This window comes from Rhizobium sp. CFBP 13726 (assembly GCF_014841925.1).
Classification (GTDB): domain Bacteria; phylum Pseudomonadota; class Alphaproteobacteria; order Rhizobiales; family Rhizobiaceae; genus Neorhizobium; species Neorhizobium soli.
The window spans coordinates 1-11,957 of record NZ_JACYUU010000009.1 but is presented as its reverse complement, the minus strand read 5'-3'; the positions used below and the strand labels follow the sequence as shown (position 1 = coordinate 11,957).

Annotated in this window: 9 protein-coding genes and 1 pseudogene; 4 read left to right on the top strand and 6 right to left on the bottom strand. The window is 55.7% G+C overall.

Going from position 1 to position 11,957, the window contains the following annotated elements:
• The first annotated feature begins 25 nt into the window (after positions 1–25).
• Positions 26–964, top strand: coding sequence for a DUF429 domain-containing protein (locus IFT66_RS22855; protein ID WP_192079079.1), 939 nt, complete (start codon positions 26–28; stop codon positions 962–964).
• A gap of 142 nt (positions 965–1,106) precedes the next feature.
• Here IFT66_RS22855 and IFT66_RS22850 read toward each other — a convergent pair whose 3' ends face one another.
• Complete coding sequence (locus tag IFT66_RS22850; protein WP_192079078.1) at positions 1,107–1,610, bottom strand: hypothetical protein; 504 nt, start codon at positions 1,608–1,610, stop codon at positions 1,107–1,109.
• A gap of 226 nt (positions 1,611–1,836) precedes the next feature.
• Here IFT66_RS22850 and IFT66_RS22845 point away from each other — a divergent pair, with 226 nt between their 5' ends.
• Positions 1,837–4,167: a hypothetical protein gene (locus IFT66_RS22845; RefSeq protein WP_192079077.1), complete on the top strand. Its 2,331-nt coding sequence runs from the start codon at positions 1,837–1,839 to the stop codon at positions 4,165–4,167.
• Positions 4,168–4,210: 43 nt separating this feature from the next.
• On the opposite strand, the gene IFT66_RS22840 is transcribed toward IFT66_RS22845, so the two are convergent.
• The 3 genes from IFT66_RS22840 to IFT66_RS22835 form a co-directional block, all read right to left on the bottom strand.
• Entirely contained in the window at positions 4,211–5,971 is a 1,761-nt protein-coding gene (locus tag IFT66_RS22840; protein WP_249406575.1) for an integrase, read from the bottom strand.
• Positions 5,902–6,294, bottom strand: a complete 393-nt coding sequence (locus IFT66_RS23660; protein WP_249406574.1) for a DUF6538 domain-containing protein — start codon at positions 6,292–6,294, stop codon at positions 5,902–5,904. The genes IFT66_RS22840 and IFT66_RS23660 overlap by 70 nt, the downstream gene beginning before the upstream one ends.
• Before the next feature lie 1,414 nt (positions 6,295–7,708).
• On the bottom strand, positions 7,709–9,058 hold the full coding sequence (locus IFT66_RS22835) for a calcium-binding protein (RefSeq protein ID WP_192079076.1): 1,350 nt from the start codon (positions 9,056–9,058) through the stop codon (positions 7,709–7,711).
• Positions 9,059–9,743: 685 nt separating this feature from the next.
• On the opposite strand from IFT66_RS22835, the gene IFT66_RS22830 reads away from it, so the two are divergent.
• A complete protein-coding gene (locus IFT66_RS22830; protein ID WP_062579184.1) occupies positions 9,744–10,052 on the top strand; it encodes a hypothetical protein in 309 nt (102 codons plus the stop codon).
• A gap of 712 nt (positions 10,053–10,764) precedes the next feature.
• Entirely contained in the window at positions 10,765–11,064 is a 300-nt protein-coding gene (locus IFT66_RS22825; protein ID WP_192079075.1) for a hypothetical protein, read from the top strand.
• A gap of 24 nt (positions 11,065–11,088) precedes the next feature.
• Here the strand turns inward: IFT66_RS22825 and IFT66_RS23995 are convergent.
• A pseudogene (locus tag IFT66_RS23995) lies at positions 11,089–11,249 on the bottom strand (IS5/IS1182 family transposase); the annotation flags it as partial.
• A 97-nt stretch (positions 11,250–11,346) separates the two neighbouring features.
• Positions 11,347–11,691: a hypothetical protein gene (locus IFT66_RS22820; protein ID WP_062579190.1), complete on the bottom strand. Its 345-nt coding sequence runs from the start codon at positions 11,689–11,691 to the stop codon at positions 11,347–11,349.
• Positions 11,692–11,957: the final 266 nt, after the last annotated feature.

The following is an 11,957-nucleotide window of genomic DNA, read 5'->3' as shown; positions in this document are numbered from 1 at the left end:
TGTGCATTGTGAGGGGGAGTAAGGTATGAATGTCGCTGTCGTCGCGCATTGCGACTGGAGCATGGACAGGAAGAAGCGCTGGATGGCGATTGCCATCCGGGACGGCCTGCGCTGGCAGATGTATGCGCCAGAATTGGTGGGCGACACCCTGACCCTGATCGACCGGATGAAGGCCCGTTCGGTCGAGGACGGTGCCCTCCTGCTCGGCTTCGATTTCCCGATTGGATTGCCGGAAGCCTACGCGCGCGCCACCGGGCTTGGTTCGTTTCGTGAAGCCCTTACCTCGTTCGGATTGGGTGTCTGGTCGGACTGGTTTAGCGTTGCGGATCACCTTAGCCGCATCTCCCTCCACCGCCCGTTCTATCCGGTGCGTCCCGGCGGGACTGAGCGCGCTCATCTTTTCAATGCGCTTGGCGTGACCGATCCGCAGGCGCTTCTGCGTCTTTGCGAACGCGCGACCCCGGATAGGCAGGCTGCCTGCATGCTGTTTTGGACGCTCGGCGGCAATCAGGTCGGAAAAGGCGCCATCACCGGATGGAGAGAGATGATCGTCCCCCGGCTGGACGACATCGGCCTCTGGCCCTTCGACGGCCGTCTTGTCGATCTCCTCGATACCAGGTCATGCGTTATCGCTGAGACTTATCCCGGTGATGTCTACAGACAGCTCGGCATGCCCCGCGGCGGCTGGAGCAAGCGGCGGCAAGGAGACCGCCAGCGGATAGCGAAGATGATGATACCTTGGCTTGAGGCACGGCCGGATATCGACGCTCATGCTTTCTTGCCGATGATCGAAGATGGCTTTGGCGCCGACAAAGCCGGTGAGGACCGTTTTGATGCAGCCGTCGGCCTGCTCGGCATGCTCGACGTCGTCGACGGTCGGCGCGACGAAGGCGTTCCGGATATCGATGGGGTGCGCAGATGGGAGGGTTGGATCCTCGGTCATCATCGCATTGATGCAACCTAATCCGAGACGACGTGAGGCAGGTTGTCTGCAACGTACCTCACGTCTTCAGGACCTGAGACAAATTGCGCTCTTTTGATTCCGAGTTCGGGTTTTTTGATTCAGAACTCAAACCAAACGATTCAGCAACGCCGTTTGCGGCAGGTCAACCTGTGTTGACGCGCGGTAAGTTGCCCGCAACGCGAAACAAATTGCGCTTTTTTGATTCAAATCTCTGAGCTGCCGATTCCCGGTTCGATATTTTCGATTCCGCCAAACGGCGCTTGCGCCGGTGGGCCGGTGCCCTGACCATTGAGGAGGCCGAGGAATGGGAGGGCGAATGATGAATGTAAAGGCGGCAAGGCAGCGGCAGAAGGCGCTTCGTGATGCGAACAGGAGTGCGCGGCGGCCTGAGCGGGATGATCTCGCGAGGGTGGCGCTTTATTGGCTCATCCGCAGAGCGGTCGATAAAGGCCAGGAAGCGGAACTCGGGAAATTCCAGGACGTGGTCGTCTCGATGCTGAGCGATCAAGGCTTCGATGAGGGCGAATGCGATAGGGTCTTCGACGATCTCGTCTCGAAATACCGGTCCGGAGGCCTTCCGTTTCGCCGGAAGCTTCACCTCCTTTATCCCGATGGTGTCGATCAGGACGCTTGAGCGGTCATTCATTTCGGACCACCTTCGGTTCCGGTCTTCCTTGTTGCTGGTACCGCTCAGCGCCTAACGGCGTTTGTCCCTCTCACGTGTTCTCCCCCCATTACTTCGTAAAACGGCGTTTGATTCTGAATCGAATTTCCAGAGCATGCCGGGGGCTCCAACGCTTCATTAACGCGCTTCGCTTAGCTCGACCGCCCCCTTGAACTGAGGGGTCCAGTAACAACGAGCATGAAGTGAAATGACGAAACTTACCGCAATGAAAGCCTTCCAGCGCAAGATCGACGCCTATTGCGCGATGCGACTGATGCCAATCTTCTCGACGAAAGATACCGACGCTCTCACCGCCTATATGCGGCGTCTCATCGAGCGACGATGCGGTCCGCAGCGAACCGGAGGTCACACGGATTGGGATGTGGTTGCCCGGCTGACTGGCATGGATGCGGCGATGCTTGCCGCACATCACCGTGCAATCGATCCGGCCTTTGATGCCATCATTCGATGGAGCAAGGATGGCGACGCCGGGAGAGATGCTACACCCCGTTCACGGAAATCTGCCGCGGACAAGAAGAAGGCGGTGTTGGCCGATCGACCGAAAGCTCGCGCGGGAACTGCTGGAGCGGACACCACGCGGCCTCGGGATAATCTCCCGAAACGAAAGCCGGCGGGCATCATCGATTTCCCGGAACCCTTGTTCCAGCAATGGTCCGATCCTTCCGGTTTCGCCGAGGCGCTCCAGCTTCACATGCGACGGCATGGCGAAACCTATTGGGTCCTCCATCGTTCCGTGGTCCGCTCCGATGAGGCTATGGACAAAAACACACTGCTGAGCTGGATCGAAGGACGGCGCGTGCCTCGCAGCACCGACAGCTTTGAGGTGCTCGGGCGGATCGAGCGCCGCTACCGCCTTCCGGACGGATACTTTAAGGCGAAACTTCCGCATCAGTCACGGTCAGCGTCCGGTTTCAATCTGTCGGAACTCGACCCGGCTGAACGTCGAAGGATCGCCTGGCATCTGCCGGACGACTTCAATGCTCTGCCATTTGCCAAGCGCCAGGAGATCCTGGATTGGGTGCGTCGTGTGATCATCAGTGGCTCAACGGATTACAGAAAATTTCAGGCGGCCGCAGCCAAACAACGCTACGCCATCCGCTTCCCTGGCGTGTCCTATGGCGGACGCGCACCACGCGACGGCAAGATCGAGGTGCCGGCAAACTATGAAGAGACCTGGATCGAGGATCCCGATCTTCTGTCGGGCGTCGTGGATGCACCGCCCGCATTGGCTATGGAGATGGCGGACCTCGTCCGCTTCAAGACCTCGGCCCTGACTTCGATCGGCTTCCAACGCAACGGCGTCTGGGGCGAGGAGACGGCTTCTCAGAAGATCGAGCATCTGCGTCTCATGTTCGGCGCCTTGGCGGCATCGAAGACAGGCGAGATCAAGGGGTACGGGGTACCAGTCCTTCACCTGACATTCGGTCTGCTGATCTTCCCGGGCATATGGGACTGGTATCTGCAATGGCGCGAAAGCCGTCGCGGTTTCTATACGGCCTGGGAAGTCGATATGCTGCGGATTGCCTTGGCGATCACCAAGGAAGGCACTGGATGGCTTCGACAGCATCCTGAACTTCTCGCTCGCGTTCGGCCCATTCCCGGTCTCGTCTCCCAAAACGAGATCGACTATGCCCGAGAGGATTGGCATGGTGCGTGTGAGGATTTCCACAGCCATGCCGCCCATCGCGTAAAGGAAATCCAGCGCATCGCTCGCGTCCATCGCGATCCCTTCGAGCCGATCATGCCGGTGCTCGAGGCCGATAGCCCTGTTGGCGAGTATCGCAAGATCACCGAGGAGATCATTCGCCTGATGCCGGACGAAGAGCGTTATCCGCGCCCGGCCGCGGAGGCAGTTCGATCGTTCCTCATGTTGCGGCTGGGATTGCATCTGGGGCTTCGCCAGAAAAATCTTCGGCAATTGATGCTCTGTCCACGCGGACAGATGCCGCGTCCGGAACGTGTCCTCGAAAAGCTGAAGCGCGGGGAAATCCGCTGGAGCGAGCGAGACCGTGGCTGGGAAGTGCTGATTCCAGCAGTGGCCTTCAAGAATGCCCATTCGTCATTTTTCGGAGACAAGCCGTTCCGGCTGGTTCTACCGGATCTGCTCGACCTCTACCGTTACATCGATGACTATGTCGACCGTCATCGCGCTACGCTTCTCAAGGGCGTTGCCGATCCCGGAACCTTCTTCGTGAAAACGGTGAAGACGACAAGCACCGATGCGGCATACGACGTGACGACCTTCTACGAGGCCTGGAGACTGACCATCCAGCGTTACGGAATCTATAATCCCTATACCGGACGAGGGGCGATCAAGGGCCTGCTGCCTCATGGTCCACACAACGTGCGGGATGTGCTCGCGACCCACATCCTGGAGCAGACCGGCTCATACGAGCAGGCAAGTTACGCGATCCAGGATACGGCTGACATGGTGGCCAAGCACTACGGCCGTTTCCTGCCGCAATACAAGGCAGCATTGGCGGCACGAATTCTCAATCAGGTCTGGGAAGCCGCCTGATCATGTGGCAGATCGAGGCGGAAATCATTTCCGCCTCGATCATTCACTTCTTGCCTTCGCGTGCCCACGGCGGCGGTTGCCTCTTTTCGACCCACGGGAGAAGTTGCAATGGCTTGGGTTCGATGACCGATGAGATGATCGGATAGTGTTGCAGGGCGCTTCGCATCAACGGGAGCCCAGCAGGATTGGTGTATCGGGTGCTGGTCTCATTGCCCTCAGCCAACCTCCCCGAAATGTCCTCGATGACGTCTTGCGAGACTCCGGCCTGCTTGAGAGTACCTGCGAAGCCATGCCGGAAAGCATGAATGGCGCGCTCCCACATTTTTTCGCCGAGGACGGCCTGCATGATCGGAACGAAGGTGTCGTAGAACCTGTCGCCTGGATCGTTTTCCGTTTTGTCCGAGAAGAGATCCGGGAAGAGGGTCGCATATCCCAACTTCTTAATTGCTTGGACGTATTCGATGAAGCCCAATCGGACCATCTCTTCGGGCATGGGAAGCATGCGTTGTGACTGGATGTTCTTCAGTCGGCGAATTCCGTTGGACCTAAGGATGATGACATAGCCGTCCCCGTCTCTCGCAATGTCATTGACATGAAGCCCAGCAAATTCTCTGCGGCGAGGGCCGAGGTAAGTGAACAGGATCGGCAAATAATAGAGCGAATCATGAAAGACCTGCTGTCCGGCTGCTCGCCTTTGTCCGCGCAGGTGTCCCAGTGAGCCGACGTAGAGCGGGCTGTTAAAGATCGGAGCGATATCCTGCGGCGATGGCTTGTACTGCTTGCCGCGAATCTCGCCGACCTTCGGCTTTTTCGGACGCAGCCCTTCAAAGGTCCAGCTCTCAATCTGGAACCCGTGGCCTTTGAGATGTTTTAGAAAGTGCTGCAAATTTCCAAAGTGCTTTCGGATCGTCGTTGGGGCCAGACCAACTTTTGCAATCGTGCCCGTCAGCTCAGCAGCCTTGCGCAGTTTCTCGCCTTCAGCACGTAGGTCCGGCGCCGACATGACACGCATTTTACTGCTGCGTCCCCAATTTGTCGGAATGTGGTTGAGGTGCTGACGCAACTGGCCAATGTGGTACTGCTCCACTTGCCCGGAATGCTCCACGCCATGCTCGATGAGCACCGATTTGAACATCCGCACCAGCGCCAATGCATCCCGCGCCGTTGCAGGCTCCCAATCGCCTCCCATGTTGGCGATGAGCTTTTCACATTCTTTCTCGAAGTCCCCAACGGCGACCACCCGTTGCCCTGCCTCCGAAGCTTTCGGCTCGGCAATCTTTGTCGCCGCCGGGCGAGGGGTCAGATCGAGCTGGGTGATCTCCGTTTGTTCTGGAGTGGCGATCAGAGCCATCGGCAAGGGGCGCTCATGGAAAGAAGCCGGAGGAGCAGGATCTGAAACCGCGATGTCGGCCGCCTGGTCCTTAGGAACAGGCGCAACGGCTCTGCCGCCTCCTGTGAACTCGCTCTGACCTTTGTCCACCAGTTCATGACGCTCTTCGATATCGAGAAGAGCCGCGGCACGCCCCTCGAAGATCTTTGACATGGCGCGCTGACGATTAGCGACGGTGTCGTCGATTTCGAAATTGTAGATCAGTCGTCGGATGCCGTCTTCGAAGCCAGGGCTGCGAGCGATTGCCAGTTCGCCCCGGTAGTTCGCCCCGATAGCGTCGATATGCGAGGCCGGGACGCCGTTGTTCAGGAGGTAGGCAAGGCCAGCGCAGCCGCTCTCCAGCGTCAGTTCCACCCGGCTCCCGAACTTCGCGACGAGCTGGCAGGCCCAACCTGCTTCGAGATCGAGTTCCATCTCGACGACATCGCTGCCCCCCCGTTACGGCGGGCCATCATGTTGATGTCGTCGAGCCGTTCGAGTTCCTTGTCGCGCTCATGCTCGAACAGTTTCTGGAGCTGCTGCTTGGACATCGCTTCCTTCGAATGCAGTTTCAATTCGGCCAGCCTGGTGTTGAGCTTCCGGCCGATGACTTGCGCCTTTTTATGGTCGGAACAGTGAAGGCTAAGTGAAAGCCGGCTGCTGGGCTGGCAGCGAGTCAAAGCGGCCGGAACCCTGGGGCGCCAGTAGAAGATGTTTCCGCGGCGGATGAGATTCTCGACCTCGTGGCGCACAGCCATGACGAACAGACCCTGTATCAAGCCTGAGGGTTCGCCCGCGCCGAATTCGGCTGGGCATCACCTTTGGGCACCAGTTCTGGGCATCAGGTCGCCAATGATGCCAAAACGATATCCGGCACGACTGGAAAATCAAGGAATTAAGGGCTTTTAGGGAGAATTGGCTGTGCATTTATTTTTTCGCGTGTGTCCCTTGCCGTCCGGTTACGGAAAATCGGCACCGTGTCCTAGTAAATATTGAGCAATTTCAGCAGGGTAGAGTTCAAGCTCGCAGATGGCGCACGGCAAACATGTCAATTTAAGCAGCATTCGCATGGCCGAATCCGCCTTCGTCGCGCGGATCTCTAATCGTCTTGTGATTAGAAGCGAACGTAAATCGCAGTTACGCGGTGAGAGATTGTCGTCTCGCGGATCTCGATTGCAGTTAGCCGGGCTCTGATTGCAGTTACCCGGCACTCCTTGCCCTGCTCAAACGGCAAACTTTCAATCGGGCAGGGGACCTTTGGCAGCTTGGACCGCATCGGCTTCTCTCCAGGGATGCGCGCTCGAGCAAGGACGTTTCCAAGCTTTGCAAAGGACCGCCGTGGTACTGCTCGTCACCGATCTACCTTACAACGTACTGATCGCCTGCTACGTCACCGGCCTTGGTGAGGTCAACCATCGGAGCTTGCGGTTGCATCAGGCGAGATGAACAAGGGAGCCTTCACTCCCTTTCTGCTCGAATTTCTGAAATTTCACGCGATGGGATATGGACTCGTTGAGCTCTACGATCCTATCCGGCGCACCCCATCAAAGAAGATGATGCCGGATGGGCTGTACTTAGCCAACGCTCTTTGCAGCAGAGAAACTAAAGCGAACGAGAGCGCAGGATTGCTGAGGAAGATGCTCGGCTCGCTAAGGGGGTGGCCCGGCTGAAGCAGTTTCTAGAAATTATTGGAGTCCGGCCTATAGCTTTGCTTCGTTCCCGCAATGCTCAACGAGATACTCCCCTGTTCTTCACGGGCTCAGCACGCATCCAGTCGGGCCAGAGCCCGGCTCGTTCCACCGCGACTATCAGGAAAGCAAAAATCAAAACGATGACAATTATGTAGACCCGTTGCCTCGATGGCCGGCGCCGGACCATAAGCGCCATCCGGATCAAAGTTTTGGTGAGTGAGTCCATGCAACACTGGTAATGGAGAAGGCAGCCGGGCTCAACGGCGCATAACGGGGGAAATGTTCTCAGGTATTGAATGGATGCCAGCAGCCTGACTGTGGGACGAAAGCGAGATGGCAACCACATAGGCGCGTTGCCGTATATGGCGGCTTCGTGAGGCAGGTCCTAGCTGTATCGCAGGATCGAACCCGCCTCGAAGTATTCGTATTGTGTCTTTCCCGCAGTTGGGTGCGGGAAAGACCCTGAGCCATGGTCGAGCCTTCAGAGTAGGAAGTTATCGCCGGTCAAAGAGATAGCCCCGTCAAGATGGATACCAAAATCGGCTTTGCCATCGCCATTCACATCGCCATAGACGAACGTTTCAGTGCCATTCACCTGGTATCGCAACTCACCTTCGACCTTGTGAAACGAAGAGCCGCCGATAAAGTTAAAATCCTGATCGCCTGCGAACGATGCTCGCGCGTCAATGACCGATAAATCGATCTTGTCACCCTGACTGACTGAGAAGTCTTCAATCGTATCGCGACCTGCAGACTCAACGGTAGAGTCGGTTACTCTTTTGAAGGCGAAACGGTCAGCGTCCGCTCCACCCCAAAGGTAATCGCGACCGGCACCGCCAGCCAGCACGTCAATACCGTTACCTCCGACGAGTACGTCGGCTCCGAGTTCTCCAATGAGAGTGTCGTTCCCGTCATTCCCGTAGAGGCGGTCGTCTCCGACACGACCGTTCAGACCGTCATTGCCGTCCAATCCCTTGGCGATATTGGCACGCCCATCACCAAGAAACTTATCGTCATGGCTGCTGCCATTGACGTTCTCGAAATTGAAGATCTGGTCTCCTTGCGCATGGCCCCCCGAAGCCGTACCGAGCTGGAGATCAATCGTCACACCAGCATTCGACCCGGCGTAATCAAGGGTATCGATCCCGGTGCCACCGTCTAGCTTGTCCTGACCGGCGCCACCGTTCAGCGTGTCGTTACCGGCGTCTCCGAAGATGGTATCGTTGCCAGCTAGCCCAAATATAACGTCGTTGCCGGCCTGACCATGGATCAGGTCACTCCCGGCGGTTCCCGTCATATCGTCTCCACTCGCGCTGCCGTTGACGATCGTTACACTAGGATCGATGCCGGCTTCCTCAGGAAGATCCGGGTCGACGGCCAGGTGTAGATTGTCAAGAGACGTCGTTGGTTCCCCTCCGAGAACGGCAGCGAGCAGTGGGTTGGTCAAACCAGATAAACCAAGCCCCAGAAGGTCGATACCGCTTTCAGACCCGAAGTCCACTGAAAGGGGGGCATCGAGGTCAAGTCCGGCATAGAACTCGCCGTGGCGTTCAACGATCACCTGGTCATAGTAACCCTGTGCGCTCGTCGTCGCGGTAAGCAATCCACCATTGATGGAGACCTCCCAATTCCCGATGTACCGGTAGGTCAGATCGCCGCTTACGAAGGTGTACTCGCTGTAGTTTGCGACTACATCCCCCACCCCGAGGACAAGGTTTCCCGAGACCGATTGCTGACCTGTGAATTGCTCGTTGAGCGCTGCTGCCGCGTTCACGACCCAGAAATCGTTAGGACGAACGGTTACATTCTCGCCAGTGGTGATCTTTGCCATAATAGTCTCTCCTCCGTTAATTTTAGAAAGGTCTCACGTAAGAGATTTCTAATTAATTAACGGCCCCTACGGGGTGAGAGTGGAGTTAATGAACCCATACTCCTTGTCGACGGTCTTCGGTGCTGTGTATGAAACTAGGACACTGGCAGTTCGAACCAGCTAGCGGCTTGCGAGGTGCTTCATCGAAGCCGTGAGGTGCGAAGAGGGATGCAAAAACCGCCTCTCTCCCAAGATGTGAGGCAGCGACATGCGGTGCAACGCCTTTTGAGTAAAGGCCGCTGAGAACGATGTCACGTTCCACTGAAAAGATGCCTGTTGAAGGGCGCAAATCTTGCAGAAGCCGCTGAGATCAGCGACAAGATCGGAACTGCTTTGAGCGGACAAACGACGCTCTACGTCGATTGGTTTTGCATCACCTGATGTAAGCAGTGCGGCGGCTTTGGCTTCTCAAACTATCAAGGCGAGCCGATGGTGGTGCTGAGAACACTAATCCTACAAGCCAAGCCAGGCTCTTCGTGAAGCGGCCGAGATTACTGCGATGTTACGGCAATTAAACCAGCTGCAAATCCTGCAGTTTCGCGGGAACTCATACGCCATTTGTGCGTTGCACAAGCCAGAAGCCAAAGTTACGCTGCCTTGCACAAGTTTTTAGACTTTATGGGCGGAGAGTTCAGGAGTACCGAGTATGTACCGAGACGATCTGGATTTCGAAGAACGTTGGCTTCTGCTCACCAAGTACGTTCCGTCTGCCTTGATGTTCGTATGTCTCTGGGCCATCGGTGCACCTATCGTTGTATCATTTGTCACAGCCCTGCTTTTTGCGCTGCTCGGGTGGCTTGCGTTATACAAACATCTGCGCGGAACAATTGCTGCGCTGACGGTGGCAATCACAATGGCGTGGTTGGCTACACCCGCCGACACGAAGCAGTCGATCAAGGATCTAGTTGGTGAAGCGAAATATTCTGTGGGATTTAATCCGATCTCCCCGTCATGACGCATATAGCTCGTCTTTAAATGACACCACGAAGACGTGTCGCTGATGATGCCTCGTAGTCTTTCAAGCGTCCCGTCGAGTATATGGCTGCGATCTTATCGATGATGATCATGGGAAGGTTCCTTTCCTAGTGAGGGTCCGGCTTCAGTTTGGTTTTCACCACGATTTGTATCTGATCGCCGATTTCGACCCTCGTCAATTCGGGGGGTAACGTACACGCTGAGCATTTTGAACTTGGCGTTCAACGGCGCTTCGGCCATCAGCGCGACTGGCAGTGCACTGGTCAACGGCCTGTTCCGTGACTGCCAGTACTTCCAGCACTACCATTCAGCTCGCCTCGCTTGTTTAAGTGGACATAGAGCGCCGTTGGTCCCGCCCTGCCAGCTATGACCTGACTTTCGAAGATGCGCGTATGGAAGCTGCTGAGAAGATGGAGCAGCGTGCTGAAAAGTTAGGAGTCACACGTCCGCTAAGCGGCTTCCCCCTGACAAAGCTGGCAACTTGGCATCAAATGCAGGTGTGCCGCAGGAGCTACAGTAACCGGTCGATATGCCGGTCAAAACTGCAATTGGTTCGAATCAATTTTTTCAATCATAAAATTACAATGCTTCACGGTAGTAAAATTTACCAAATGATAACGATACGCTTTACTTATCCACAAATATTTGTGAGTTTATTAACAGAAAATAAATTTCATATTTAGGATATGCGAATGTACATCGTCTCGCGCATGTTGAAGCCCATAGTCGTTGCAGTGATAATGTTTATATCGCTCCATTACCTAGGACTGTCCGTTGTACAAGCTTTGCTCGTATGTTTAGTGCCGCTGGCACTAGGCTGGCTAAACATCATGACTGAAGTTGGATACTTGTTGACCGCTGTATGCATGATGGCTGCCATCGGTTGGGCTGTCGTGCCAACGGACGTAAAGTCGGTAATTAAACAGAATATACAGGCTGTTATTGATGAGTCCACCAGTCGCGATACTGTCGCGATGACAACAGACACCTGACATTTAATCACTCCCCCTTGCCGCGCTGTTTTCATCGCTGCTGCTATAGAAGGGCTTCAACTGCTCTCGACGCTATCGAGTTCGAGATGACGGTCTATGCCGCGCAACAGGTGCTCGGTGGGGACGTGATCATCAATGCAGAAGTCATAAAAAAGCTGCGCCGGAGCTACCTGACATCCCATCATCGCTCAATCCTCCGCAAATCAACACGGAGATTGAATCACGGCGAGAATCCTGCAGCAACAAAGAGTTTCCACATGGTGGACAAGCGAGATCATTTATTCACGCACTTAAAAGCTTGCGTGCATTTGCCGTTGCTTGATCGAGGCGGATGCGGCTCTTCCCTTGACCCAGTTCATGTCGATAAATAGCGAGCGAAAAGATGGAGAATTCGGAAACAGCAGTCATCCTTGTCGTTCGCGGAACTTCGAATTCAACAACCAAACTGTCGTCCACCAGCACCGTATAAAGGTCCTCACCTTGTTCCGGTATATGCCTCAAAATCTGAAAAACAACACCGCGCACGCCGTGTTCAGACATGAGAGCGACCAACTCGGCATCGCTTATCTCTCGGTCTGGCTGCAAAACGTAGGTGCTATACCTGTCGTTGAGGCGCTGCGGTAACATATTATTCCCTCAGAGTAGCGAAGAAATAGCAGAATTAACTCCGCGACGACAACGACGAGTTTTTCAACACTATCGGCGCAAAGCTGCCCAAGTCAGCTCTTGGCCCTTAGCGGACACAACGACCTTCTTCACGGTGACTGCGGTAGCGTCGATAATACTCGCGATCCGTCCAATCCCGATCAAATGCAGCCAAAAGATCTAGGTGCCTGATATCCAGTGGAAAGAGTGAACGGCGAGTTTCGATCAACGGATTGAACTCTGGCCAA

What these genes read in the sequence shown, in the direction of transcription:
- IFT66_RS22825 (WP_192079075.1), top strand. Translation starts at nt 10,765, where the DNA reads ATGTACATCGTCTCGCGCATGTTGAAGCCCATAGTCGTTGCAGTGATA.
- IFT66_RS22820 (WP_062579190.1), bottom strand. Translation starts at nt 11,691, where the DNA reads ATGTTACCGCAGCGCCTCAACGACAGGTATAGCACCTACGTTTTGCAG.
- IFT66_RS23660 (WP_249406574.1), bottom strand. Translation starts at nt 6,294, where the DNA reads ATGGCTGTGCGCCACGAGGTCGAGAATCTCATCCGCCGCGGAAACATC.
- IFT66_RS22830 (WP_062579184.1), top strand. Translation starts at nt 9,744, where the DNA reads ATGTACCGAGACGATCTGGATTTCGAAGAACGTTGGCTTCTGCTCACC.
- IFT66_RS22835 (WP_192079076.1), bottom strand. Translation starts at nt 9,058, where the DNA reads ATGGCAAAGATCACCACTGGCGAGAATGTAACCGTTCGTCCTAACGAT.
- IFT66_RS22845 (WP_192079077.1), top strand. Translation starts at nt 1,837, where the DNA reads ATGACGAAACTTACCGCAATGAAAGCCTTCCAGCGCAAGATCGACGCC.
- IFT66_RS22855 (WP_192079079.1), top strand. Translation starts at nt 26, where the DNA reads ATGAATGTCGCTGTCGTCGCGCATTGCGACTGGAGCATGGACAGGAAG.
- IFT66_RS22850 (WP_192079078.1), bottom strand. Translation starts at nt 1,610, where the DNA reads ATGAATGACCGCTCAAGCGTCCTGATCGACACCATCGGGATAAAGGAG.
- IFT66_RS22840 (WP_249406575.1), bottom strand. Translation starts at nt 5,971, where the DNA reads ATGGAACTCGATCTCGAAGCAGGTTGGGCCTGCCAGCTCGTCGCGAAG.